Below are 24,601 nucleotides of genomic sequence, written 5' to 3'. Positions count from 1 at the left end.
CGAAAAGGGTTTATTTCACGCAGCGCGCGCAGGCGGAGGACTGGATCTGAGCGAAGAAGTCATTGCCCTTATCATCCACGAGTATGAACGCCGGGAAATCTTCCACTTCGATTTTCCAGATGGCTTCCATACCCAGTTCCGGGTACTCCACGCATTCCAGACTTTTGATGCTGCTCTGCGCCAGTACCGCCGCCGGACCGCCGATGCTGCCTAAATAGAAACCGCCGTGCTTGTGACAGGCATCCGTCACCTGCTGGCTGCGGTTGCCTTTTGCCAGCATGATCATGCTGCCGCCCTGCGACTGGAGCTGATCCACATAGGAGTCCATGCGTCCGGCGGTGGTCGGGCCGAGGGAGCCGGAAGCGTAACCTTCCGGCGTTTTGGCCGGGCCTGCGTAATAGATCGGGTGATCTTTCACGTACTGCGGCAGGCCTTCGCCGCGATCCATACGCTCTTTTAACTTCGCATGGGCAATATCGCGGGCGACGATGATGGTGCCGCTCAGTGACAGGCGGGTGGACACCGGATACTGCGACAGCTGGCGTAAGATCTCCGCCATCGGGCGATTAAGATCCACTTTGATCGCTTCACCTTCCCCGGCCTGGCGCAGTGCCTGCGGAATGTATTTGCCCGGATTGTTTTCCAGTTTTTCCAGCCACACGCCGTGGCGGTTGATCTTCGCTTTGATATTACGGTCAGCGGAGCAGGAAACGCCCATACCTACCGGGCAGGAAGCGCCGTGACGCGGCAGGCGCACCACACGAATATCGTGGGCGAAATATTTGCCGCCGAACTGTGCGCCGAGGCCCAGATCCTGCGCCGCGCGCAGCAGCTCATTTTCCAGTTCGATGTCGCGGAACGCCTGACCCAGCTCGTTCCCCGTCGTCGGCAGCTCGTCATAATATTTGGTGGAGGCCAGCTTCACCGTTTTCAGCGTCGCTTCCGCCGAGGTGCCGCCGATGACAAAAGCGATATGGTAAGGCGGGCAAGCCGCGGTGCCCAGGGTGCGCATCTTATCCACCAGGTAATCCTTCAGTCTGCCCGGCGTCAGCAGCGCTTTGGTTTCCTGATAGAGATAGGTTTTGTTGGCCGAGCCGCCGCCCTTGGCGATGCACAGGAATTTGTACTCGTCGCCGTCGACGCTGTAGAGGTCGATCTGCGCCGGCAGGTTGGTGCCTGTGTTCACCTCTTTATACATATCCAGCGCCGCGTTTTGCGAATAGCGCAGGTTGTCTTCGATATAGGTGTTGTAGACGCCACGCGCGAGCGCCGCTTCATCGCCGCCGCCGGTCCACACGCGCTGGCCTTTCTTGCCCATGATGATCGCCGTGCCGGTATCCTGGCAGGTGGGCAGAATGCCTTTGGCGGCGATTTCGGAGTTACGCAGGAATTGCAGCGCGACATACTTATCGTTTTCGCTGGCATCCGGGTCGGCCAGAATATCGGCCACCTGCTGCTGGTGCGCCGGGCGCAGCATAAAGGACGCATCGTGGAACGCATGTTGCGCCAGCAAGGTCAGCGCCTGGGGATCGACTTTGAGGATCTCCTGTCCTTCGAATTCGGCGACGGAGACGTGGTCACTGCTCAACAGATAGTATTCGGTCTGGTCCTTGTTCAGCGGAAAAGGATCCTGATACTGGAAGGGTTTATTCGACATTGTTCTCTCACTGACTGCACGGTCTGGTTATGGTTCGGGCAGATGTTCCATTGCCCTGTTTAAAAGCGAGTCGCTTTATCCTACACAATTTTTTAACAAAAACTGAGACTAGTACGACTTTTTGCATGCAGTGGTTACTTCCCTGATGTTTATTGCTTTAATACCCGCAAACTCTTTAACGAAACTACAGGGCTTGATAATGCAAAAACTCATCAACTCAGTGCAGAACTATGCCTGGGGAAGTAAAAGTGCGTTAACGGATCTCTACGGAATTGCCAACCCACAGCAGTTGCCAATGGCGGAACTGTGGATGGGCGCGCACCCGAAGAGCAGCTCAAAAGTGCAGAACGCGGACGGTTCCGTTCAGGTGCTGCGCGATCTGATCGATCAGGATAAAACCCGCTGGCTGGGCGAGGCGGTTGCCAACCGTTTTGGCGAACTGCCGTTCCTGTTTAAAGTGCTGTGTGCCGATCAACCGCTTTCCATCCAGGTGCACCCTAACAAGCAGGCGTCGGAAGACGGTTTTGCGAAGGAAAACGCCGCAGGCATTCCGCTGGATGCCGCGGAGCGTAACTACAAAGATCCGAACCATAAACCGGAGCTGGTCTTTGCCCTGACGCCGTTCCTCGCGATGAACGCATTCCGCGAGTTCTCCGAGATTGTCTCTTTATTGCAGCCGGTGGCGGGTGCGCATACCTCCATCGCTCATTTCCTGGAAAATCCTGATGCAGAGAGCTTAAGCCAGCTGTTCGCCAGCCTGCTCAACATGCAGGGCGAAGAGAAATCCCGCGCGCTGGCGGTGCTCAGCGCCGCGCTCACCAGCCAGCAGGGCGAGCCGTGGGAGACCATCCGCGTTATTAAGCAGTTCTATCCGGATGACAGCGGCCTGTTCTCGCCGCTGCTGCTTAACGTGGTGAAACTGGAGCCGGGCGAAGCCATGTTCCTGTTCGCCGAAACCCCGCACGCTTACCTGCAGGGCGTGGCGCTGGAAGTAATGGCAAACTCCGACAACGTGCTGCGCGCCGGACTGACGCCGAAATACATCGATATTCCGGAACTGGTGGCAAACGTCAAATTCACGCCGAAGCCAGCCGCTGAACTGCTGACGCAGCCGCAAAAAGACGGCAGTACGCTGGAATTCCCGATCCCGGTGGAGGATTTTGCGTTCTCGCTGCACGATTTATCCTCCCAGGAAACGGCGCTTGCCCAGCACAGCGCCGCGATTGTGTTCTGCGTGGAAGGCGAAGCCCTGCTTAGTAAAGGCGACGAGCGCCTGACCCTGAAACCGGGCGAGTCGGCGGTGATCCGCGCCGATGAGTCACCGGTCGCCGTCAGTGGTGTTGGCCGCGTGGCGAGAGTCTACAATAAGGTTAACTAAGTTACTGACGTAACAGGCGGGTATTGCTAAGCTTAGCAAGACTTTACGATCGTCCAGGCGGCCTGAGCCGCCTGGTTTCATTTTTATGGATAATCATTATGAAAAAAACGCTGGTCGCCGCGGGAGTTATTGTTGCACTGGGTGCTATCTGGACAGGTGCAGCCTGGTACACGGGTAAACAGCTTGAAGGCCGTATCGCGGATATGGTCAATCAGGCTAACGCAGAAATTAAAAACAGCGCGCCGGAAGCGGGCGTGGAACTGGCTTATCAGAGCTATCAGCGCGGCGTCTTCAGCAGCCATTTGCAACTGGTGATCAAACCCGTCGCCGGCAGCGAGAACGTCTGGCTGAAACCGGGCGAAAGCGTGGTGTTGAACGAGTCCGTGGATCATGGCCCCTTCCCCTTTGCCCAGCTTAAACATTTCAATCTGATCCCGGCGATGGCGTCAGTGAAGTCGACGCTGGTTAATAATAACGTCTCAAAGCCGCTGTTTGATATGGCCAAAGGCGAGTCGCCGTTTGTGGTGGACACGCGCATTGGCTACGGCGGCGATACCCGTTCTGACATCGCCCTGAAGCCGCTGAACTATGAAAAAGAGGGTGAGAAAGTCGCCTTCAGCGGCGGGGATTTCAAACTTGAGGCCGATCGTGATGGCAACGAAGTGTCGCTGACCGGCGAAGCGGCAAGCGGTCTGGTGGACGCGGTCAACGAATACGGCCAGAAGGTGCAGGTTACCTTCAACAATCTGAAGAGCGAAGGCAACAGCAAACGCGCCAGCTTTAACGAGCGTATCGGCGATCAGAAGCTGTCGCTGGAAAAGCTGGCTATCTCTGTGGAAAACAAAGAGATGGCGGTGCTGGAAGGCATGGATCTGACGGCGAAGACCGATGTGGCGAAAGACAACAAAACCGTCAACAGCCAGATCGATTACACCCTCAACAGCCTGAAAATTCAGAACCAGAATATGGGCAGCGGCAAACTGACGCTGAAAGTCGGTCAGATTGACGGCCAGGCCTGGCATCAGTTCAGCCAGCAATATAACGCGCAGACCAAAGCGCTGATGGCGCAGCCGGAAGTGGTACAGAACCCGGAACTTTATCAGCAGAAAGCGACGGAAGCCTTCTTCTCTTCCCTGCCGCTGCTGTTGAAAGGCGAGCCGGTGATCACCGTTGCGCCGCTGAGCTGGAAAAACGACAAAGGCGAAACTGCCTTTAACCTGTCGCTGTTCTTAAAAGATCCGGCCACCGCGACCGGCGAGCCGCAAACCCTGGCGCAGGAAGTGGATCGCAGCGTGAAATCCCTCGACAGCAAGCTGACTATCCCGGTAGATATGGCGACCGAGTTTATGACCCAGGTGGCAAAACTGGAAGGTTATCAGGACGCTGACGCCAGCAAGCTGGCTGCCCAGCAGGTGAAAGGCCTGGCGGCGATGGGCCAGATGTTCCGCATCACCACGCTGGATAACAACGTGATCTCCACCAGCCTGCAGTACGCCAATGGTCAGGTGACGCTGAACGGTCAGAAAATGCCGCTGGATGAGTTTGTCGGCATGTTCGGTATGCCGGATCTCGGCCTGCCAGCGCCAGCGCCTCAGCCGCCGGTTGCCCCGGCCGTACCTGCGGTGCCTCAGCAGTAACGATAAGCTGCACCTGAAATGCGGAGATCTCCGCGAAGTAAGGTGCCGTTTTCCCCTGTTTATCCCCGTTTTATCTCACCGTCACCAGCCGTGAAGGCATGATCTGCTCCTGCGTGTGTGCATCCTGTTTGTCGATGCGCTGCATGATGCGCTCTGCCAGCGCGCAGCCGATCTCCTGCGCCGGGGTCAGTGACCAGGCGATGGGCACATCATCCAGCCGGCTTTCCGGCACATCCGCAAAGGCCGCCAGCGCGATCTGCTGATCAAACACGTTGCCGACGCTCTCAAAACCGCTCTGCCGCCCGGCGCGCATCAGGCCAAACCAGGCCCCCATGGCGATGGTGCTGTTGTAGCACATCACCGCGCTGATAGTCGGATTATGGCGCAGCAGCGCGCCAATGGCTTCGGCCGCATGCTTCTGGCTGGACTCGCACTCCACCACCCATTCATTGTGAAACGGCAGCCCGTACTTCAGCAAGGTGGCGCAGTAGCCGCCGACGCGTTCGGCACGGGTAAGGGACGAACTGTTGCCCCCGAGCCAGGCAATGCGCTGATGGCCGCCGCGAATAAGATGTTCGGTCAGCATTTGTGCCGCCTGCATATTGTCCGGGCGAATAATATCGGCGTCATCGAGATAGCTGGCCCGTGAAGCGAACACCACTGGCAGCCCGTCAGCACGGGCGTTGATTTCAGCGGTATTACTGACGCCCCCGGCGATCACTATGCCGTCCACTCCTTGTGCCATCAGTGTGTCGATGCGGGACAGCAGATGCTCCCCCTGCCGTCCCCCCTGGGTGAGAAACACCATTTTGCCTTCCGCCTCCAGCACGCCGGTCAACCCTGCCGTTAGCTGCGCGTAAAAGGGATCGGAGAAGTGGCTTACGATAAGCCCAACGACGCCGGTTTTGCCGCCGCGCAGCAGCGCTGCCTGACGGTTACGCACAAAACCCAGCTGCTCTACCGCCGCATTCACTTTTTGCCCGGTGGAGGGCGAAATGCGCCCTTTACCGCTGAGCACCAGCGATACGGTGCTGACCGATACGCCAGCGTGCAGCGCGACATCATTGATGGTGATTTTTTTATTCGTCATCCCGGCGAGGTATCCCTGCTAATGATTTTGGTAAAACGTTTTTTTACCGTTACCCTTTTTACCGCAATTTATACGCTTACTATGTGATATTTGTCGCACTAAAATTTGATAAAACGTTTTATCTTCTGGCCACTGAATCCACTTTTACAGACAAGGAATCGTTCATGCCTGTTAAAACTGCACCAAAAATTACGCTGTGGGAGTTTTTCCAGCAGTTAGGGAAAACCTTTATGTTGCCGGTGGCCCTGCTCTCTTTCTGCGGGATCATGATGGGCATCGGCAGCTCCCTGAGCAGCCATGATGTGGTGACGCTGTTACCGGCGCTTGAAAATCCGGTGTTACAGGCGATTTTCATCTGGATGGGGAAAGTCGGTTCTTTTGCGTTCAGCTTTCTGCCGGTGATGTTCTGTATCGCCATTCCGCTAGGGCTGGCGCGCGAAAATAAAGGCGTGGCGGCCTTCGCCGGTTTCGTCGGTTATGCGGTCATGAACCTGGCGGTTAATTTCTGGCTGACCGCGAAAGGCATTCTGCCAACCACCGACGCCGCCATTCTGAAAGCCAACAACGTGCAGAACATCCTCGGCATCCAGTCCATTGATACCGGCATTCTGGGCGCGGTGATCGCAGGGGTGGTGGTCTGGCTGCTGCATGAACGTTTCCATACCGTGCGCCTGCCGGACGCGCTGGCGTTTTTCGGCGGCACGCGTTTTGTGCCGATCATCACCACGGTGGTGATGGGGCTGGTGGGGCTGTGTATTCCGCTTATCTGGCCGTTTTTCGCCATGGGTATCAACGGCCTCGGGCAGATGATCAACAGCGCCGGGGATTTTGGGCCGATGATTTTCGGCACCGGCGAGCGTCTGCTGCTGCCCTTTGGCCTGCACCATATTCTGGTGGCGCTGATCCGCTTCAGTGAGGCAGGCGGTACGCTCGACGTCTGCGGCAACACGGTCAGCGGTGCGTTAACTATCTTCCAGGCGCAGTTAAACTGCCCGACTTCCCACGGCTTTGCCGAAAGCGCTACACGTTTTCTGTCGCAGGGTAAGATGCCCGCCTTCCTCGGCGGCTTACCAGGGGCGGCGCTGGCGATGTATCACTGCGCCCGTCCGGAGAATCGTCATAAAATTAAAGGTCTGCTTATTTCCGGCGTGGTCGCCTGCGTGATTGGCGGCACCACCGAGCCGCTGGAGTTCCTGTTCCTGTTCGTCGCGCCGGTGCTGTATGTGATCCATGCCCTGCTCACGGGTCTGGGCTTTACCATGATGGCGGTGCTGGGCGTCACCATCGGCAATACCGACGGCAACCTGATCGACTTTGTGGTGTTCGGCATCCTGCACGGTCTGGCGACCAAATGGTACATGGTGCCGGTGGTCGCAGCGGTCTGGTTCGTCACCTACTACGCCATTTTCCGCTTCGCCATTACCCGCTTTAACCTGAAAACGCCGGGTCGCGAGGCAGAGATCAGCAGCCAGCTTGAAAAACGTTTTGCGGGCAGCGCCGGGAAATCCGGCTATAACGTCCCGGCTATTCTGGCGGCGCTGGGCGGCGCGGAGAATCTGGTGACCATTGATAACTGCATTACTCGCCTGCGCCTGTCGGTGGCGGACATGTCAAAAGTGGATACCGACGCGCTGAAAGCACTGCGGGCGATTGGAGTGGTGAAATTAAACGAGCATAATCTTCAGGTGGTCATTGGCCCGCAGGTTCAGTCGGTCAAAGATGAGCTGGTGTCACTGATGAATACCGTTGAAGCATAAGGATAGCGAGATGTTTGATTTCTCAACCGTCGTGGATCGCCACGGCACCTGGTGTACCCAGTGGGATTATGTGGCAGACCGTTTTGGTCACGCCGACCTGCTGCCGTTCACCATCTCGGATATGGATTTTGCCACGGCGCCCTGTGTGATTGAGGCGTTACAGGCGCGGCTGGCCCATGGCGTATTAGGTTACAGCCGCTGGAACAACGAGGAATTTATCAGCGCCGTGCAGCACTGGTTCAGTACGCGCTTTAACGCCCCGCTGCCGGACAATGCGCTGGTCTATGGCCCGTCGGTGATCTACATGGTCGCCGAACTGATCCGCCTGTGGTCTGCCCCCTGTGACGGGGTGGTGGTGCATACCCCGGCCTATGACGCGTTCTACAAGGTGATCGAGGGCAACGATCGCCGCGTCGTGCCGGTGCCGCTGCAACATAACGGCGACTGGCACTGCGATATGGCCGCGCTGGAAGCGGCGCTCGCGCAGGAAGAAAACAAAATCCTGCTGCTGTGCAGCCCGCAAAACCCGACCGGGAAGGTCTGGACGCAGGATGAGCTGCACACCATGGCGGCGCTGTGCGCCCGCCACGGTGTGAGGGTGATCAGCGATGAGATCCATATGGATATGACCTGGGGAGCGCACCGTCATATACCCTGGAGCCGTGTCGCTCAGGGTCCCTGGGCGCTGCTTACCTCGGCGTCGAAAAGCTTTAATATCCCGGCGTTGACCGGCGCATATGGCATTATTGAAGATAACGTGACACGGTCACGTTATCTGGCGGCGCTGAAGAGCCGCGACGGGCTATCATCACCGTCGGTGCTGGCGATCCATGCGCATATTGCCGCCTATCGCGAGGGCGCGCCCTGGCTGGATGCGTTGCGGGCATATCTGGCGGCAAATCTGGACTTTGTAGCGGCGGAGCTGAACGCCGCCTTCCCTGACCTCAACTGGCAGCCGCCACAGTCAACTTATCTGGCGTGGATCGACCTGCGGCCGCTGGGCATTGATGATGCGCGGTTGCAGCAGGAGCTGATTGAAAACCAGAAGGTCGCCATTATGCCGGGGCTGACCTATGGCGATGCGGGCCGCGGTTTTGTGCGTCTGAATGCCGGTTGTCCGCGCGTGAAGCTGGAACAGGGCGTCAGCCGGTTAATAGCCGGAATTCAGGCACTTTTGTGATTTTGTGTTGCGCAACCAACTTATTGCTTGCGCAACATAGCTTTTTACCCCGATTTATTTTTATAATGCTCTGCACTTTACCTAAAACATCTAAAAAGAGTGCAGCATGATTGATTCCACTATTCCATTGACCGACATTCACCGCCACCTTGATGGCAATATTCGCGCCCAGACCATCCTCGATCTTGGCCGCCAGTTTAACCTCTCCCTGCCCGCTGATACCCTTGATACCCTGCGTCCGCACGTGCAGGTGACCTCTAACGAACCGGATCTGGTCAGCTTCCTGTCAAAACTCGACTGGGGCGTGAAAGTGCTGGCCTCGCTGGACGCCTGCCGTCGTGTGGCGTTCGAGAATATGGAAGATGCGGCGCGCAATGGCCTGCACTATGTTGAACTGCGCTTTTCACCGGGCTATATGGCGATGACCCATAACCTGCCGGTAGCGGGCGTGGTGGAAGCGGTCATCGAAGGGGTGCGTCAGGGCAGCAGCGCGTTCAACGTGCAGGCGCGTCTGATCGGCATTATGAGCCGCACCTTCGGCGAAGCGGCCTGTCTGGAAGAGCTGGAAGCATTGCTGGCGCACCGCGACAGCATTACCGCGCTGGATCTGGCGGGCGACGAGCTGGGCTTCCCCGGCAGCCTGTTCCTCTCCCACTTCAACCGCGCGCGTGACGCGGGCTGGCGTATTACCGTTCACGCCGGTGAAGCGGCGGGCCCGGAGAGCATCTGGCAGGCGATCCGTGAGCTGGGCGCCGAGCGTATCGGCCACGGCGTGAAGGCTATTGAAGATCCTGCGCTGATGGATTTCCTCGCGGAGCAGCGTATCGGCATTGAATCCTGTCTGACCTCTAATATTCAGACCAGCACGGTGGCGTCCCTTTCCGCGCACCCGCTAAAAACCTTCCTTGAGCACGGCGTGCTGGCCACGCTGAATACCGACGATCCGGCGGTACAGGGCGTGGATATTATTCATGAGTATCAGGTCGCGGCGCCGCAGGCCGGTTTAAGCCGCGAGCAGATCCGCCAGGCGCAGATCAACGGTCTGGAGATCGCCTTCCTGAGCGCCGCTGAAAAACAGGCGCTGCGCGACAGCCTCATCCGCGCATAAAAAAAGCCCGGCAGATGCCGGGCTTCTTCATGACGACAGGCAAAGCGTCGAGCGATGTTTTGCCGATTCCATGCCCAGCTCGATCAGCTCCATGATCTGAATCGCCTGGCTGGCGGGCACCGGGTTTTCCCCGTCACCGTTCAGCGCATCGCGGATCCCGGCATAATAGGCCGGATAGTTGCCCGGAATGGTCAGCCAGCTTTCCTCTACCCGCTCGTCGCCTTCGGCACGGGTCAGCACGCCGTCGCGCATGTCATAACCCCAGTCTTCCTGCGGCAGACGTTCGCCGTTTTTCAGCCGTTCTTCCTGCGGATCGAGGCCAAACTTCACATAGCTCCCCCGGGTGCCGTGCACGATATAGCGCGCCGATTCTGCCGCCGCCAGCAGCGTGCCGTGCAGCACCACGCGCCGCTGCGGATAGGTGAGCACCGCATGGAAATAGTCGGTGGCCTGCGCGCCGGGGCGTAACTGCGCCAGATCGACGTTCATGCCCACCGGCAGGCCAAACAGGTTGACCGCCTGATCGAGCAGATGCGGCCCCAGATCGTACCAGATGCCGCTGCCTGGACCGGCCATTTCTCGCCAGCGATTACGCACTTCCGGCCGGTAACGGTCAAAGTGCGATTCAAAATAGGTCACTTCCCCCAGCGCGCCTTCCGCCACCAGCGCTTTCAGCGTCAGGAAATCGCTGTCCCAGCGGCGGTTGTGGAATACCGACAGCACACGGCCAAGGGTTTTCGCCAGCGCATCCAGCTCGCGTGCCTGTGACAGTGTCACGGTAAACGGCTTATCCACCACCACATGTTTACCGGCTTCCAGCGCCGCTTTCGCCAGCGGGAAATGGGTATCGTTGGGCGTAGGGATGACAATCAAATCCAGCGAAGGATCGTTAAACAGATGCTTCGGCTCCGACACCACCGGCACGTTCGGCCAGTCGGCATGGACTTTGTTTTCATCACTGCTGGAGATCGCCGCCAGCTCCATGCCCGGCGTGCCGTCGATCAGCGGAGCATGAAAGGTTTTGCTGGCATAGCCATAGCCAATTAATCCGACACGGATCTTGTCACTCATAAAGCTGCCTCTCGTCAGTGGAGGAATGTGTTTTCGCTTTATTAATCATACGTGGCGATGGTCAGCCTGTCTTCCTCAAACAGAGCGTCATCGGGGGCGCTGATTTCAGAAAATCCTGAAAATACCCTGAATACCGACGCAGACTTGCCGGAATAATCACGCCCCGCTACTATTCGCCCTCAGGTAAACAGGAGAAGTCTGCATTATGAACGGAGTAGTGACCCGCATTATTGAACTCGCCGGCTGGATCGTGCTGGGCGTCAGCGCCATTTTATTAGGCGTTGCCAGCCATATTGATAATTATCAGCCGCCGGAACCCGCCGCCCACGTACAGGCAAAATAACGCCCTCCCCGCCGGGCTAAAAGTGACTGCCCTCCCATTCCGGTAACCGGTTTCTGAAACCGGTTGCGGTGATAAACGCATCGCGTGTAACGTGCCTTAACGTCATGGAACAGAAAGGAGCACACGATGGCTGCGTTTCCGGAAGAATTTTTATGGGGTGCCGCGACTGCGGCGTATCAGGTTGAAGGCGGACATGATGCCGATGGTAAAGGCCCGTCGATCTGGGATGTGTTTTCGCATATTCCCGGCGCCACCTGGCAGGGCACCAACGGCGATGTCGCCGTTGACCATTATCACCGCATGCAGGAAGACGTCGCGCTGATGGCGGAAATGGGGCTGCAAAGCTACCGGTTTTCGATTTCATGGCCGCGCCTGCTGCCGCAGGGCCGCGGCGAGGTGAATGAAGCGGGCGTGAAGTTCTACAGCGATCTGATCGACGCCCTGCTGGCGCACAATATTGTGCCTATGGTGACCCTTTATCACTGGGATTTACCCCAGGCACTGCAGGACGAAGGCGGCTGGGAAGCCCGCTCTACGGCGGACGCTTTTGAGGAGTACGCCCGCCTGTGCTATGACCGCTTCGGCTCCCGCGTCCTCCTGTGGGCCACCTTCAACGAAACCATCGTATTTATCGGTCACGGCTATATCACCGGCAGCCATCCGCCCTCCGTTACCGATCCGGCGCGGGCCATTCAGGCCTGTCACCATGTCTTTATCGCCCATGCGCTGGCGGTAAAAGCCTTTCGTCAGTCCGGCATCACGGGTGAAATCGGTTTTGTGAACGTACTGCAACCGCACACCCCGCTCACCCGCCTGCCGGAAGACGTGGCGGCGGCAGATCTGGCGGATGCCATTTATACCCATTGGTTTTACGATCCGGTGCTGAAAGGCGAATATCCGGCGGCATTACTGGCTGCCGCGCAGCAGCGCTGGGGGGTGCCGCGGTTCGCCCCGGAAGACGATCGCTTACTGCGGGAGAATCGCTGCGACTTTATCGGCCTGAATTATTATCGTCGTGAAACGGTAGTTTCCAATCCGCACGAAACCCATACCCAGGCGAATCATTCTGGCGAGCGCAACAGCGGTCATGAATTCGGCTTTAAAGGACTGTTTAAATTCGTGCGTAATCCGGACGGCGTTTATACCGACTGGGACTGGGAAATCTGGCCGCAGGGACTGACCGACGGCATTATGCAAATCAAAGCCCGTTACGGTGATATTCCCATCTACATCACCGAAAATGGCTTAGGCGCGAAGGATCCCATTATTGACGGGGAAATTGTAGATGACCCGCGCATTGATTATCTGCGCATGCATGTGGATGCGATGGCTGACGCTATGGCGCAGGGCGCGGACGTACGCGGCTATTATCCCTGGTCATTTATTGATTTGCTGAGCTGGCTTAACGGGTATAAAAAACAGTATGGTTTTGTCTATGTCGATCATGACAATAATCTGGCGCGTAAACGTAAAAAAAGTTTCTTCTGGTATCAGCAGTTAATTGCCAGTCGCGGCGCGCAGCGTTAATTTACCGCAGGCACTTTCCGGTGCCTGCTTTTTACCCCTTAAGAACCACCTTAACTCCCCTGCCACCGCATTGACGGACAAATCTGTTTCGCCAGGTCGCGTATTATTACCCGCTGCGTCCGGGTGTTACCGGTAATAATGCCAGTAGTATTCCCCCGGCAATGCTTTATAATCTTCGCCCGGCAAATTACGCGTACAGACTAAAGGTGAATAATCCATGACCGCAACGCCCGCAGAACGAATCGGAGGCTGGTTACTCGCCCCCCTGGCATGGCTGCTGGTGGCGCTGCTGAGCACGTCGCTGGCGCTTCTGCTCTATACTTCGGCGCTGATGTCGCCCCGGACGTTCGCCACGCTGCACGCCCAGGGCATGATGTCGATGGTGATGTGGTTTGCCACCCTGCTGTTTGCCGTAGGCATGTGGTATTACACCCTGTGGCTGACCATTGCCTTTTTCAAACGCCGCCGGATGGTGCCAAAGCACTATATTATCTGGCTGCTGATTTCGGTGCTGCTGGCGGTAAAAGCCTTTGCCTTTTCCCCGGTATCGGATGAACTGGCGCTGCGCCAGCTGCTGTTTCCGCTGATGGCGGCGGCGTTGCTGGTGCCCTATTTTAAGCGCTCCGGCAGGGTCAAAAAGACCTTTGTTAACCCGTAATAACCCTACAGTTATGCTGTTGTCGCCCGTTGCGGATTATCCGATAATGGGCGGTTTATTCTTTCAGGGCGAATAATGACTGATTACTTACTGCTGTTTGTCGGAACCGTTCTGGTCAATAACTTTGTGCTGGTGAAGTTTCTTGGCCTCTGCCCGTTTATGGGGGTGTCCAAAAAACTGGAATCCGCCATGGGGATGGGACTGGCAACCACCTTTGTCATGACGATGGCCTCCGTGTGCGCATGGATCATCGACACCTGGGTGCTTATTCCGCTGGATCTGATCTATCTGCGTACACTGGCCTTTATTCTGATCATCGCCGTGGTGGTGCAGTTTACTGAGATGGTGGTACGTAAAACCAGCCCGGCGCTCTATCGCCTGCTGGGCATTTTTCTGCCGCTTATCACCACCAACTGCGCGGTGCTGGGCGTGGCGTTGCTCAATATCAACCTCGGGCACAATTTTATGCAGTCTGCGCTGTACGGCTTTGCCGCGGCGGTGGGCTTTTCACTGGTGATGGTGCTGTTCGCGGCGATCCGTGAGCGTCTGGTGGTGGCGGATGTGCCCGCCCCCTTCCGCGGTAACGCCATTGCGCTGATCACTGCAGGTTTAATGTCTCTGGCCTTTATGGGCTTTAGTGGTCTGGTGAAGTTGTAATGAGTGCGATCTGGATTGCCATTGCCGCCCTGAGCGTTCTCGGGCTGATCTTTGGCGTCATTCTTGGTTACGCCTCCCGCCGTTTCGCGGTGGAGGACGATCCCGTTGTCGAACGCATTGACGAACTGCTGCCGCAGAGCCAGTGCGGTCAGTGCGGCTACCCTGGCTGCCGCCCTTATGCTGAGGCGGTGGGCGTGCAGGGTGAAAAAATTAACCGCTGCGCCCCTGGCGGCGAAGCCGTGATGCTGAAAATCGCCACGCTGCTAAACGTGGATCCGCAACCAGTGGACGACGAAGAAGTCGCGGCAGAGCCGGTGCGTATGCTGGCGGTGATCGACGAACCTAACTGTATTGGCTGCACCAAATGCATTCAGGCCTGCCCGGTCGATGCCATCGTCGGCGCGACCCGCGCCATGCATACGGTGATGAGCGACCTGTGCACCGGTTGTAATCTGTGCGTCGATCCCTGCCCGACACAGTGCATTGAGCTGCGTCCGGTGGCCGCTACCCCTGACAGCTGGAAATGGGATTTACAGACGATCCCGGTGCGCATCATTTCTGTGGAACAACATGCTTAAGTTATTCTCGGCTTTCCGAAAAGATAAACTGTGGGACTTCCACGGCGGTATTCATCCGCCGGAAATGAAGACCCAGTCCAGCGGCACGCCGCTGCGTCAGCTGCCGCTGGCCTCGCGTTTTGTCATTCCTCTCAAGCAGCATATCGGCGCTGAGGGTGAGCTGTGCGTGCGCGCAGGCGATCGCGTATTGCGCGGTCAGCCGCTGACCCGCGGGCGCGGCCGTATGCTGCCGGTACATGCGCCAACCTCCGGCGTGGTGGTGGCCATTGCCCCCCACTCCACGGCGCATCCGTCCGGACTGGCGGAACTGAGCGTGCTTATTGACGCCGACGGTGAGGATCAATGGATCGAGCGCGACGGCTGGAGTGATTACCGCTCCCGCAGCCGTGAGGCGCTGATTGAGCGTATTCACCAGGCGGGCGTCGCTGGTCTTGGCGGCGCGGGCTTCCCGACCGGCAATAAACTGCATGGTGGCGGCGATAAAATTGACACGCTGATCATCAACGCCGCCGAGTGCGAGCCGTACATCACCGCCGATGACCGTCTGATGCAGGATTGCGCGGCCCAGGTGGTGGAAGGCATTCGCATCCTTGCGCATATTTTGCAGCCGCGCCAGGTGCTGATTGGCATTGAAGATAACAAACCCCAGGCGATCTCCATGCTGCGGGCGGTGCTGGCAGGTTCGCACGACATTACGCTGCGCGTTATCCCGACCAAATACCCGTCGGGCGGCGCGAAACAGCTGACACAGATCCTCACCGGCAAACAGGTGCCGCACGGCGGACGTTCGTCCGATATCGGCGTGCTGATGCAGAACGTCGGCACCGCCTATGCGGTAAAACGCGCCGTGGTGGATGGCGAACCTCTGACCGAACGCGTGGTGACGCTGACCGGTGAAGCGGTAAAACAGCCGGGCAACGTCTGGGCGCGTCTGGGCACGCCGATCCGTCATCTGCTTGACGCCGCAGGTTTTTGTCCCGGTGGCGAGCAGATGGTCATCATGGGCGGTCCACTAATGGGCTTTACCCTGCCGTGGCTGGACGTGCCGGTGGTGAAAATCACTAACTGCCTACTGGCACCGTCCGCCACTGAAATGGGCGAGCCGCAGGAAGAGAAAGGCTGTATCCGTTGCAGCGCCTGTGCGGACGCCTGTCCTGCCGACTTGCTGCCGCAGCAGCTCTACTGGTTCAGTAAAGGCCAGCAGCACGACAAAGCCACCGCGCATAACCTCTCCGACTGCATCGAGTGCGGCGCCTGTGCCTGGGTGTGTCCGAGCAATATTCCGCTGGTGCAGTATTTCCGTCAGGAAAAAGCCGAAATCTACGCCATCGCGCAGGAAGAAAAACGTGCCGCGGAAGCGAAGATGCGCTTTGAAGCGCGTCAGGCGCGTCTTGAGCGTGAAAAAGAGGCGCGTCTCGCCCGCCACAAACAGGCGGCGGTACAGCCTGCGGCGAAAGATCAGGCTGCCATCGACGCGGCGCTTGCCCGCGTGCGCGAGAAAAAACAGAACGCCACCCAGCCGGTGGTGGTGCAGGCAGGCGCCGTACCGGATAACAGCGAGGTAATCGCCGCCCGTGAAGCCCGCAAAGCCGAAGCGCGCGCCCGTCAGGCAGAGAAAGCACAACAGGCTGCGGCCGTTAACGCGCCGGACGCCGATCCGCGTAAAGCCGCGGTAGAAGCGGCCATTGCCCGCGCTAAAGCGCGTAAAGCGCAGCAGACCGCCGAAGCCCCAGAGCCTGCAGCGCCCTCTGAACCTGTTGGCGATGTTGATCCCCGTAAAGCGGCGGTGGAAGCAGCTATCGCCCGCGCCAAAGCACGTAAAGCGCAGCAGCAGGCGGCAGAAGCGCCACCGCCGAAAATTCCACCCGCGCCGGAAGAGGTCATCGATCCGCGCAAAGCCGCGGTGGAAGCGGCTATTGCCCGCGCCAAAGCACGTAAAGCCCAGCAGCCGGTCACCGATACCCCGGCGGCCAATGACGATCCGCGTAAAGCGGCCGTCGCTGCGGCGATCGCCAGAGTTCAGGCTAAGAAAGCCGCACAACAGGCCGTTAACGAGGATTAAATGGTTTTTCGAATCGCAAGCTCCCCTTATACCCATAACCAGCGCCAGACGTCACGCATCATGATGCTGGTATTGCTGGCGGCCCTGCCGGGCATTGCCGTGCAAAGCTGGTTTTTCGGCTGGGGTACGCTGATACAAATTATACTGGCTGGCGTCAGCGCGCTGGCCGCCGAAGCGCTGGTGCTGAAGTTACGCAAGCAGAACATCAAAATGATCCTTGCAGATAATTCTGCGCTGTTAACCGGCCTGCTACTGGCGATCAGTATTCCCTCTTTTGCCCCCTGGTGGATGGTGGTGCTGGGCACGGTGTTCGCGGTGATCATCGCCAAGCAACTTTACGGCGGCCTCGGGCATAACCCCTTTAACCCTGCGATGGTTGGCTACGTGGTGTTGCTGATCTCCTTCCCGGTGCAGATGACCAGCTGGCTGCCGCCACATGACATTGCCGCCACCGTTCCCGGCTTTATGGATGCGCTGCAGGTGATCTTCTCCGGCCATACCGCCAGCGGCGGCAATATGGATACCCTGCGCATGGGCGTTGACGGCATCAGCCAGGCGACGCCGCTGGATACCTTTAAAACGTCCCTGCATGCCGGACATAAAGTTGACGAGATCCTGAGCTATCCGATTTACAGCGGCGTGCTGGCAGGCGCGGGCTGGCAGTGGGTAAACCTGGCTTATCTGGCGGGCGGGGTGTTCCTGCTGTGGCAGAAAACCATCCGCTGGCATATCCCGGTCAGTTTTATCGCCATGCTGGCCTTCTGCTCCACCCTTGGCTGGCTGCTGTCGCCGGACAGCCTGGCATCCCCGACGCTGCATCTGTTCTCCGGGGCCACCATGCTGGGCGCGTTCTTTATTCTCACCGATCCGGTGACCGCGTCGACCACCAATAAAGGCCGTCTGATTTTTGGCGCGCTGGCGGGTCTACTGGTGTGGTTGATCCGCAGCTTCGGCGGCTATCCCGACGGCGTGGCCTTTGCCGTACTGCTGGCGAATATCACCGTTCCGTTAATTGATTACTACACGCGCCCGCGCGTGTACGGTCACCGCTAAGGACGCACCATGTTAAAGACCATGCAAAAACACGGTGTGACGCTGGCGATCTTTGCCGCCTGCTGTACCGGCATGACCGCCGCAATCAACCAGCTGACTAAATCGACCATTGACGATCAGGCGGCGCTGCAACAGAAAGCGCTGTTCGATCAGGTAGTGCCCGCGTCGCTTTATGATAACGATCTCAGCCAGAGCTGCTATTTTGTTACTGCGCCAGAGCTGGGCAAAGGTGAGCATCGCGTCTATATTGCCCGAAAAGACGACACGCCGGTGGCGGCCATCATTGAAGCCACCGCGCCGGACGGCTATTCCGGTGCGATCCAGCTGCTGGTCGGCGCGGATTTTTCCGGTACGGTGACCGGGGCGCGCGTGACTGAACATCATGAAACCCCGGGACTGGGGGACAAAATTGAGCTGCGCATTTCTGACTGGATCCTGACCTTTGCAGGCCGCAAAATCGATCCGCAGGACAGCGCGCACTGGGCAGTGAAAAAGGACGGCGGCGATATCGATCAGTTTACCGGGGCAACCATCACCCCGCGCGCGGTGGTGAACGCCGTCAAACGGGCGGGGATCTACGCACAATCGCTGCCTGCCCGTCTTAACCAATTACCGGCCTGTGGAGAGTAAACCATGAGCGAAGTCAAAGAGGTTATTGTTCAGGGGTTGTGGAAAAACAACTCCGCGCTGGTGCAACTGCTGGGGATGTGTCCGCTGCTGGCGGTGACCTCTACCGCCACCAACGCGCTGGGACTGGGGCTGGCCACCACCCTGGTGCTGACGTTGACTAACCTGTCCATTTCCGCCCTGCGCCGCTGGACGCCGTCGGAGATCCGTATTCCCATTTACGTGATGATTATCGCCTCTGTGGTGAGCGTGGTGCAGATGCTGATCAACGCCTATGCGTTTGGCCTGTACCAGTCGCTGGGGATCTTTATTCCGCTGATCGTCACCAACTGTATCGTGGTGGGTCGGGCAGAAGCTTTTGCGGCGAAGAAAGGCCCGGCGCTGTCGGCGCTGGACGGCTTTGCCATCGGCATGGGCGCCACCGGCGCGATGTTTGTGCTGGGATCGATGCGTGAAATCCTCGGTAACGGCACCCTGTTTGACGGCGCGGATGCGCTGCTGGGTGGCTGGGCCAAAGCGCTGCGCATTGAAGTCTTCCACACCGATTCCCCTTTCCTGCTGGCGATGCTGCCCCCCGGCGCTTTTATTGGCCTCGGCATGATGCTGGCGGTGAAATACCTGATTGATGAACGCAGTAAAAAACGTCGCGCGGCGGCGGTGGCAACCTCCGACGCGGTGCCGGACGTAACGCCAGAGAAGGCATAATGAACAACGTTAAACGAAGGGAAATCCTGACCCGCCTGCGGGATAATAATCCGCATCCGACCACCGAGCTTAACTTCAGCTCCCCCTTTGAGCTGCTGATTGCGGTATTGCTGTCGGCGCAGGCCACCGATGTCAGCGTCAATAAAGCCACCGCCAGACTTTACCCGGTGGCGAATACGCCGCAGGCGATGCTGGAGCTGGGCGTCGAGGGGGTGAAGTCGTACATCAAGACCATCGGCCTGTTTAACAGCAAGGCAGAAAACGTCATCAAAACCTGCCGTATGCTGATCGAGCTGCACGGCGGCGAAGTGCCGGAAGATCGCGCCGCGCTGGAGGCGCTGCCGGGCGTCGGACGCAAAACCGCCAACGTGGTGCTGAACACCGCTTTTGGCTGGCCGACCATTGCCGTGGATACGCATATTTTCCGGGTCTGTAATCGCACGCGTTTCGCGCCCGGCAAGAACGTGGAGCAAGTGGAAGAAAGCCTGCTGAAAGTTGTGCCAGCTGAGTTTAAAGTGGACTGTCATCACTGGCTGATCCTGCATGGCCGCTATACCTGTATTGCCCGCAAGCCTCGCTGCGGTTCCTGCCTGATTGAAGATCTCTGCGAATACAAAGAAAAAGTCTACGAGTAGCGCCGCGCTTAGCGGATCCGCAGGCGCTTATTCCATCGGAATGCGCCTGAATGTTTTTTTAGCGCAAAAAATTACTACCACCCACACCATCGGATGCATTTTTTTCAGCTTGTTAAAATATTGTATTTTTCGGCAAAGTTACGCCTTGTATCAAAGAGGCTTTTTTTCAACCAGCAACAGATAAAACCAGTCAATTCTGTAATACTGGACTAATTCGCTAAGTTTTTTACCAGATGGCAGAATATATCGCCATATCCCGCTACCACCGCCCCCTTTGCAGAGTAAAAAACTATGTTTTATTCCATAGTGAAATTTAACGCTAAATAACATTTAGCCGCTCCGAGTTTTATCCCGCCCTGTTTATATGTAACAGACTATTACAAAGGTATTGCCTGGAAGCCCCGGATAGGGAACATTACCTGCCGTTTTCCCCTCCCACTATAACTATAAGCGCAATGATCTCTGGACATGGCGCACTGAACACCCCCGTTAATATGGGTTGTAAAAAAAGAGGTATATGTGTCGACTGCAAACAAAAAACCAGCAGATAACGTAAGTATGAACGCGTTCAAACAACCGAAAGCGTTTTATCTGATCTTCTCTATCGAATTATGGGAACGCTTCGGCTTCTACGGTCTGCAAGGCATCATGGCCGTCTACCTGGTGAAACAACTGGGTATGTCCGAATCTGATTCCATTACGCTGTTCTCGTCCTTCAGCGCCCTCGTGTACGGTCTGGTTGCCATCGGCGGCTGGCTGGGCGACAAAGTGCTGGGTACCAAACGTGTGATTATGCTCGGCGCTATTGTGCTGGCGATTGGTTATGCCCTGGTGGCATGGTCCGGTCACGACGCGGCGGTGGTTTATATGGGTATGGCGACCATTGCGGTGGGTAACGGCCTGTTTAAGGCGAACCCGTCTTCCCTGCTCTCCACCTGCTACTCGAAAGACGATCCGCGTCTGGACGGTGCCTTCACCATGTATTACATGGCGGTAAATATCGGCTCCTTCTTCTCCATGCTGGCAACCCCATGGCTGGCCGCGAAGTTCGGCTGGAGCATGGCCTTTGCGCTGAGCGTGGTGGGTATGCTGATCACCGTGGTGAACTTCGCGTTCTGCCAGCGCTGGGTGAAACAGTATGGCTCTAAACCAGACTTTGAACCGCTGCGTGTGGGTAGCCTGCTGCTGACCATCGTAGGTATCGTTGTACTGGTGACCATCGCCACCTGGCTGCTGCACAACCAGGGCATCGCTCGTATGGTGCTGGGCGTCGTCGCGCTGGGCATTATCGTTATTTTCGCGAAAGAAACCTTCTCCATGCAGGGTGCGGCACGTCGTAAAATGATCGTCGCCTTCATTCTGATGTTGCAGGCGATTGTGTTCTTCGTGCTGTACAGCCAGATGCCGACCTCGCTGAACTTCTTCGCTATCCGTAACGTTGAGCATGCCATTCTGGGTATCAATTTCGAGCCGGAGCAGTTCCAGGCGCTGAACCCGTTCTGGATCATCATTGGCAGCCCGATCCTTGCGGCCATCTATAACAAGATGGGCGACAACCTGCCGATGCCGCACAAGTTTGCGATTGGTATGGTGCTGTGCTCCGCGGCCTTCCTGATCCTGCCGCTGGGTACTAAATTCGCTACCGACGCGGGTATCGTTTCCGTTAACTGGCTGATCATGAGCTACGCCTTCCAGAGTATCGGCGAGCTGATGATTTCCGGTCTGGGTCTGGCAATGGTGGCGCAGCTGGTGCCGCAACGTCTGATGGGCTTCATCATGGGTAGCTGGTTCCTGACCACCGCCGGTGCGAACCTGATCGCCGGTTATGTGGCTAACCTGATGGCGATCCCGGAAGGGGTGACCGATCCGCTGATGTCCCTGAACGTCTACGGCAGCGTGTTCCTGAAAATTGGTATCGCCACCGCAATCATGGCTGCGCTGATGGTGCTGATGGCGCCGAAACTGAACCGTATGGCGCAGGATGATGTAAAAACTGACGCCCCGGAAATCGCGAAAGCGTAATCGCTTCGGGAAACGCAAATTAAACCGCTGGCATAGTGTCAGCGGTTTTTTTTTGAGGTTTAACGTACACTTGAGTTTCTATAACAACAGGAGTGATCGATGAAATTGTTCTACAAACCGGGCGCCTGCTCGCTTGCCCCACATATTATTCTGCGTGAAACCGGTAAGGATTTTACGCTGGAAGCGGTCGATCTGATGACCAAACGCCTCGGCGACGGCAGCGATTATCTTGCCATTAACCCGAAAGGCCAGGTGCCGGCGCTGCAACTGGACGACGGCACGCTGATCACCGAATCCGTCGTGATCATGCAGTACCTCGCGGACAGCGCGCCGCAGAAAAATCTGCTGGCCCCGACAAGCGATCTGTCGCGTTATAAAACGCTGGAGTGGCTGAACTATATCGCCACCGAACTGCACAAAGGCTTTACGCCGCTGTTCCGCCCGGATACGCCGGACGAGTACAAACCAGTGGCGCGTGCGTTGCTGGAGAAGAAATTGAGCTTCGTAAACGGCGAGCTGGCGTCACGGGAATTTATTGCAGGCGATCATTTCACCATTGCCGATGCGTATCTCTATAACGTGCTGCGCTGGGCGCGGGCGGTGAAACTGGAAATGGGCAGCCTGAGCAATCTCGACGCCTTTGTGGCGCGTGTGGCGGCGCGTGAGAGCGTGATCGCCGCGCAGGGAGCAGAAGGGTTATAACATTTCGTCGGGCGAGCGCCTCGCTTACCCGACCTGCAAATAAAAAAGGGAGTGATTTCTCACTCCCTTTTTAACCTTTAAAACTTACTTCCAGCACACCAGGCAGTAGTTCTTCTTACCACGACGCAGCAGCGTATAGCGTCCGAACAGACGATCGCTGTCGGTGAAGGTATATTCCGGATCGGCCTGTTTTTCACCGTTGATGGTCACCGCATTAGAGGCGATAGTTTTACGCGCCTGGCCGCGGGACGGCTGCAGATCGGAATCCACCAGCGCCTGCATCAGATCCGCGCCTTTTTCCATCTCGACCATCGGCACGCCATCCTGCGCCAGCTGTTCGAAATCGGCTTCGCTCAGATCGCTCAGGGTGCCGTTAAACAGGCTGGCGGTGATGCGTTTTGCCGCTTCCAGCCCTTCTTCGCCGTGCACCAGACGCGTCACCTGATCGGCCAGCACATACTGGGCGCGCGGCGCTTTACCGCTGTTCTTGTCTTCTTCTTCCAGCGCGTTGATCTCTTCCAGATCCATAAAGGTGAAGAATTTCAGGAAGCGATAGACATCGGCGTCGGCAGTGTTGATCCAGAACTGGTAGAATTTGTACGGACTGGTTTTCTTCGGATCGAGCCATACCGCGCCGCCTTCGGTTTTACCGAATTTGGTGCCGTCAGCCTTGGTGATCAGCGGAACGGTCAGACCGAATACCTGTTTCTGATGCATACGACGCGTCAGATCGATACCGGAGGTGATGTTGCCCCACTGGTCAGAGCCGCCGATTTGCAGCGAAACATTGTGCAGTTTGTTCAGACAGGCGAAGTCGTAGCCCTGCAACAGGTTGTAGGAAAACTCGGTGAAGGAGATGCCCTGGTCGTCGCGGTTCAGACGCTGTTTCACCGCTTCTTTGTTAATCATCTGGTTAACAGAGAAGTGTTTACCAATATCGCGCAGGAAGGTCAGCACGTTCATGTTGCCGAACCAGTCATAGTTGTTCGCCGCGATAGCGGAATTGTCGCCGCAGTCGAAATCGAGGAAAGGCGCAACCTGGCGGCGGATTTTATCCACCCACTCCTGCACGGTGTCTTCGGTATTGAGTTTACGCTCGGCGGCTTTGAAGCTCGGATCGCCAATCAGACCCGTTGCCCCGCCCACCAGCGCGACTGGCTTATGCCCGGCCTGCTGGAACCGTTTCAGGCATAACAAAGGAACCAGATGCCCCAAATGCAAGCTGTCAGCGGTAGGATCGAAGCCGCAATACAGCGCGATCGGACCTTGCGCCAGCAGCGAGGCTAACGCCTCTTCATCCGTCACCTGGGCGACCAGGCCCCGCTCTTGCAATTGTTTAATCAAGTTACTGCTTGCCATCAAATTCTCCATTTAAAACGACTGCACCTCTGCCGGTACACGGCCTTTCGCCAGTTACGAAAAGAGACATAGAATAAAGCGCCGGAAACAGGAGCACCAGCGCTTAACACAACATTTTTAGCGATCAGGGCGCGAGACGGTCAATTTTCCAGGCGTCATTTTCCCGTTGGTATAAAAAACGGTCATGCAGACGATGCGCGCCGCCCTGCCAGAATTCCATCTGCTCGATGCTGATGCGGAAACCGCCCCAGAAGCTTGGCAGCGGCACTTCTCCCTGCTGAAATTTCTGCTTCAGTTCCAGAAACTTGCTTTCGAGGATGCCGCGGGCGGAAATGCGGGTGGACTGCTGCGAAACCCAGGCGCCGATCTGACTGTCGCGGGGGCGGCTGTGGAAATACTTCACCACTTCCAGCGTCGACAGGCGTTCGGCTTTGCCGGTGACCATCACCTGACGCTCCAGCATATGCCAGGGAAAGAGTAAATTTACGCGAGGATTGCGTTCGATATGCTGCGCCTTGCGGCTGCCGAGGTTGGTATAAAACACGAAGCCTTTTTCGTCATAGTGTTTCAGTAACACAATGCGCTGGTAAGGCTGCCCGTTTTCATCGACGGTGGCCACCACCATGGCGGTGGGATCGGCCAGTTTTGCTTCGCAGGCCTGACCCAGCCAGCGTTCAAACAGCGCTATCGGTTCAGCGGGGAGATCGTTGCGGCGTAAACCGCCTTTGGTGTATTCACGGCGCAGATGCGCAATATGTTGCAGTTCATCGTGGTCTGACATGGCATTCGCTACGT

Annotated in this window: 22 protein-coding genes; 17 read left to right on the top strand and 5 right to left on the bottom strand. The window is 57.3% G+C overall.

What is annotated here, in order from left to right:
* Positions 1–10 precede the first annotated feature (10 nt).
* Complete coding sequence (gene fumA / locus QRD42_RS13930) at positions 11–1,657, bottom strand: class I fumarate hydratase FumA (RefSeq protein WP_318363065.1); 1,647 nt, start codon at positions 1,655–1,657, stop codon at positions 11–13.
* Positions 1,658–1,856: 199 nt separating this feature from the next.
* On the opposite strand from fumA, the gene manA reads away from it, so the two are divergent.
* Together manA and QRD42_RS13920 are read left to right on the top strand one after the other, a co-directional pair.
* Positions 1,857–3,035, top strand: coding sequence for a mannose-6-phosphate isomerase (gene manA, locus QRD42_RS13925; RefSeq protein WP_321987395.1), 1,179 nt, complete (start codon positions 1,857–1,859; stop codon positions 3,033–3,035).
* Positions 3,036–3,133: 98 nt separating this feature from the next.
* Positions 3,134–4,672, top strand: coding sequence for a YdgA family protein (locus QRD42_RS13920; protein WP_321987394.1), 1,539 nt, complete (start codon positions 3,134–3,136; stop codon positions 4,670–4,672).
* A gap of 70 nt (positions 4,673–4,742) precedes the next feature.
* On the opposite strand, the gene malI is transcribed toward QRD42_RS13920, so the two are convergent.
* Positions 4,743–5,762, bottom strand: coding sequence for a Mal regulon transcriptional regulator MalI (gene malI, locus QRD42_RS13915; RefSeq protein WP_321987393.1), 1,020 nt, complete (start codon positions 5,760–5,762; stop codon positions 4,743–4,745).
* A gap of 164 nt (positions 5,763–5,926) precedes the next feature.
* Here malI and malX point away from each other — a divergent pair, with 164 nt between their 5' ends.
* The 3 genes from malX to add all read left to right on the top strand — a co-directional run bounded on the left by malX (position 5,927) and on the right by add (position 9,807).
* A complete protein-coding gene (malX, locus tag QRD42_RS13910) occupies positions 5,927–7,519 on the top strand; it encodes a maltose/glucose-specific PTS transporter subunit IIBC (protein ID WP_072568334.1) in 1,593 nt (530 codons plus the stop codon).
* Positions 7,520–7,529: 10 nt separating this feature from the next.
* On the top strand, positions 7,530–8,699 hold the full coding sequence (locus tag QRD42_RS13905; protein WP_321987392.1) for a MalY/PatB family protein: 1,170 nt from the start codon (positions 7,530–7,532) through the stop codon (positions 8,697–8,699).
* Positions 8,700–8,805: 106 nt separating this feature from the next.
* A complete protein-coding gene (add, locus tag QRD42_RS13900) occupies positions 8,806–9,807 on the top strand; it encodes an adenosine deaminase (RefSeq protein WP_072568332.1) in 1,002 nt (333 codons plus the stop codon).
* A gap of 27 nt (positions 9,808–9,834) precedes the next feature.
* Here add and QRD42_RS13895 read toward each other — a convergent pair whose 3' ends face one another.
* Positions 9,835–10,878, bottom strand: a complete 1,044-nt coding sequence (locus QRD42_RS13895) for an oxidoreductase (RefSeq protein ID WP_072568331.1) — start codon at positions 10,876–10,878, stop codon at positions 9,835–9,837.
* 217 nt (positions 10,879–11,095) lie between these two features.
* On the opposite strand from QRD42_RS13895, the gene blr reads away from it, so the two are divergent.
* The 12 genes from blr (at position 11,096) to gstA (ending at position 22,447) form a co-directional block, all read left to right on the top strand.
* Positions 11,096–11,221 carry a division septum protein Blr gene (gene blr / locus QRD42_RS13890; protein WP_318376307.1) on the top strand — a complete coding sequence of 42 codons (126 nt, stop codon included), beginning with the start codon at positions 11,096–11,098 and terminating at the stop codon, positions 11,219–11,221.
* A 126-nt stretch (positions 11,222–11,347) separates the two neighbouring features.
* The gene (locus QRD42_RS13885; protein ID WP_321987391.1) at positions 11,348–12,748 is read left to right on the top strand and encodes a GH1 family beta-glucosidase; all 1,401 of its coding nucleotides are present in this window, start codon (positions 11,348–11,350) and stop codon (positions 12,746–12,748) included.
* 217 nt (positions 12,749–12,965) lie between these two features.
* Positions 12,966–13,406, top strand: a complete 441-nt coding sequence (locus QRD42_RS13880; RefSeq protein ID WP_318363072.1) for a DUF2569 domain-containing protein — start codon at positions 12,966–12,968, stop codon at positions 13,404–13,406.
* A gap of 75 nt (positions 13,407–13,481) precedes the next feature.
* Positions 13,482–14,063 (top strand): electron transport complex subunit RsxA, encoded by a 582-nt coding sequence (gene rsxA / locus QRD42_RS13875; protein ID WP_072568327.1) that lies wholly within the window; start codon positions 13,482–13,484, stop codon positions 14,061–14,063.
* Entirely contained in the window at positions 14,063–14,641 is a 579-nt protein-coding gene (gene rsxB, locus QRD42_RS13870) for an electron transport complex subunit RsxB (protein ID WP_072568326.1), read from the top strand. The genes rsxA and rsxB overlap by 1 nt, the downstream gene beginning before the upstream one ends.
* Positions 14,634–16,703 carry an electron transport complex subunit RsxC gene (rsxC, locus tag QRD42_RS13865; RefSeq protein WP_321987390.1) on the top strand — a complete coding sequence of 690 codons (2,070 nt, stop codon included), beginning with the start codon at positions 14,634–14,636 and terminating at the stop codon, positions 16,701–16,703. Before rsxB ends, rsxC begins: the two co-directional genes overlap by 8 nt.
* Positions 16,704–17,756: an electron transport complex subunit RsxD gene (gene rsxD / locus QRD42_RS13860; RefSeq protein WP_321987389.1), complete on the top strand. Its 1,053-nt coding sequence runs from the start codon at positions 16,704–16,706 to the stop codon at positions 17,754–17,756.
* 9 nt (positions 17,757–17,765) lie between these two features.
* Positions 17,766–18,386, top strand: a complete 621-nt coding sequence (rsxG, locus tag QRD42_RS13855) for an electron transport complex subunit RsxG (RefSeq protein WP_321987388.1) — start codon at positions 17,766–17,768, stop codon at positions 18,384–18,386.
* Between the two features lie 3 nt (positions 18,387–18,389).
* Positions 18,390–19,088 (top strand): electron transport complex subunit E, encoded by a 699-nt coding sequence (locus tag QRD42_RS13850; RefSeq protein ID WP_318363076.1) that lies wholly within the window; start codon positions 18,390–18,392, stop codon positions 19,086–19,088.
* Entirely contained in the window at positions 19,088–19,723 is a 636-nt protein-coding gene (gene nth / locus QRD42_RS13845) for an endonuclease III (RefSeq protein ID WP_318376289.1), read from the top strand. The genes QRD42_RS13850 and nth overlap by 1 nt, the downstream gene beginning before the upstream one ends.
* A gap of 519 nt (positions 19,724–20,242) precedes the next feature.
* A complete protein-coding gene (dtpA, locus tag QRD42_RS13840) occupies positions 20,243–21,745 on the top strand; it encodes a dipeptide/tripeptide permease DtpA (RefSeq protein WP_321987387.1) in 1,503 nt (500 codons plus the stop codon).
* A 99-nt stretch (positions 21,746–21,844) separates the two neighbouring features.
* Positions 21,845–22,447, top strand: a complete 603-nt coding sequence (gene gstA, locus QRD42_RS13835; RefSeq protein WP_321987386.1) for a glutathione transferase GstA — start codon at positions 21,845–21,847, stop codon at positions 22,445–22,447.
* Positions 22,448–22,531: 84 nt separating this feature from the next.
* Here gstA and tyrS read toward each other — a convergent pair whose 3' ends face one another.
* Both tyrS and pdxH read right to left on the bottom strand, forming a co-directional pair.
* The gene (gene tyrS / locus QRD42_RS13830; protein ID WP_318363079.1) at positions 22,532–23,806 is read right to left on the bottom strand and encodes a tyrosine--tRNA ligase; all 1,275 of its coding nucleotides are present in this window, start codon (positions 23,804–23,806) and stop codon (positions 22,532–22,534) included.
* Positions 23,807–23,930: 124 nt separating this feature from the next.
* The gene (gene pdxH / locus QRD42_RS13825; protein WP_072568317.1) at positions 23,931–24,587 is read right to left on the bottom strand and encodes a pyridoxamine 5'-phosphate oxidase; all 657 of its coding nucleotides are present in this window, start codon (positions 24,585–24,587) and stop codon (positions 23,931–23,933) included.
* Positions 24,588–24,601 lie beyond the last annotated feature (14 nt).

It is taken from the genome of Enterobacter sp. PGRG2 (assembly GCF_030291195.1).
Lineage (GTDB): Bacteria > Pseudomonadota > Gammaproteobacteria > Enterobacterales > Enterobacteriaceae > Enterobacter_D.
This window is presented reverse-complemented; position numbering and strand designations above follow the sequence as displayed.

Excerpts from the sequence above, each read along its gene's own strand:
- fumA (WP_318363065.1), bottom strand. The coding sequence starts at position 1,657 with ATGTCGAATAAACCCTTCCAGTATCAGGATCCTTTTCCGCTGAACAAG.
- manA (WP_321987395.1), top strand. The coding sequence starts at position 1,857 with ATGCAAAAACTCATCAACTCAGTGCAGAACTATGCCTGGGGAAGTAAA.
- QRD42_RS13920 (WP_321987394.1), top strand. The coding sequence starts at position 3,134 with ATGAAAAAAACGCTGGTCGCCGCGGGAGTTATTGTTGCACTGGGTGCT.
- malI (WP_321987393.1), bottom strand. The coding sequence starts at position 5,762 with ATGACGAATAAAAAAATCACCATCAATGATGTCGCGCTGCACGCTGGC.
- malX (WP_072568334.1), top strand. The coding sequence starts at position 5,927 with ATGCCTGTTAAAACTGCACCAAAAATTACGCTGTGGGAGTTTTTCCAG.
- QRD42_RS13905 (WP_321987392.1), top strand. The coding sequence starts at position 7,530 with ATGTTTGATTTCTCAACCGTCGTGGATCGCCACGGCACCTGGTGTACC.
- add (WP_072568332.1), top strand. The coding sequence starts at position 8,806 with ATGATTGATTCCACTATTCCATTGACCGACATTCACCGCCACCTTGAT.
- QRD42_RS13895 (WP_072568331.1), bottom strand. The coding sequence starts at position 10,878 with ATGAGTGACAAGATCCGTGTCGGATTAATTGGCTATGGCTATGCCAGC.
- QRD42_RS13885 (WP_321987391.1), top strand. The coding sequence starts at position 11,348 with ATGGCTGCGTTTCCGGAAGAATTTTTATGGGGTGCCGCGACTGCGGCG.
- QRD42_RS13880 (WP_318363072.1), top strand. The coding sequence starts at position 12,966 with ATGACCGCAACGCCCGCAGAACGAATCGGAGGCTGGTTACTCGCCCCC.
- rsxA (WP_072568327.1), top strand. The coding sequence starts at position 13,482 with ATGACTGATTACTTACTGCTGTTTGTCGGAACCGTTCTGGTCAATAAC.
- rsxB (WP_072568326.1), top strand. The coding sequence starts at position 14,063 with ATGAGTGCGATCTGGATTGCCATTGCCGCCCTGAGCGTTCTCGGGCTG.
- rsxC (WP_321987390.1), top strand. The coding sequence starts at position 14,634 with ATGCTTAAGTTATTCTCGGCTTTCCGAAAAGATAAACTGTGGGACTTC.
- rsxD (WP_321987389.1), top strand. The coding sequence starts at position 16,704 with ATGGTTTTTCGAATCGCAAGCTCCCCTTATACCCATAACCAGCGCCAG.
- rsxG (WP_321987388.1), top strand. The coding sequence starts at position 17,766 with ATGTTAAAGACCATGCAAAAACACGGTGTGACGCTGGCGATCTTTGCC.
- QRD42_RS13850 (WP_318363076.1), top strand. The coding sequence starts at position 18,390 with ATGAGCGAAGTCAAAGAGGTTATTGTTCAGGGGTTGTGGAAAAACAAC.
- nth (WP_318376289.1), top strand. The coding sequence starts at position 19,088 with ATGAACAACGTTAAACGAAGGGAAATCCTGACCCGCCTGCGGGATAAT.
- gstA (WP_321987386.1), top strand. The coding sequence starts at position 21,845 with ATGAAATTGTTCTACAAACCGGGCGCCTGCTCGCTTGCCCCACATATT.
- tyrS (WP_318363079.1), bottom strand. The coding sequence starts at position 23,806 with ATGGCAAGCAGTAACTTGATTAAACAATTGCAAGAGCGGGGCCTGGTC.
- pdxH (WP_072568317.1), bottom strand. The coding sequence starts at position 24,587 with ATGTCAGACCACGATGAACTGCAACATATTGCGCATCTGCGCCGTGAA.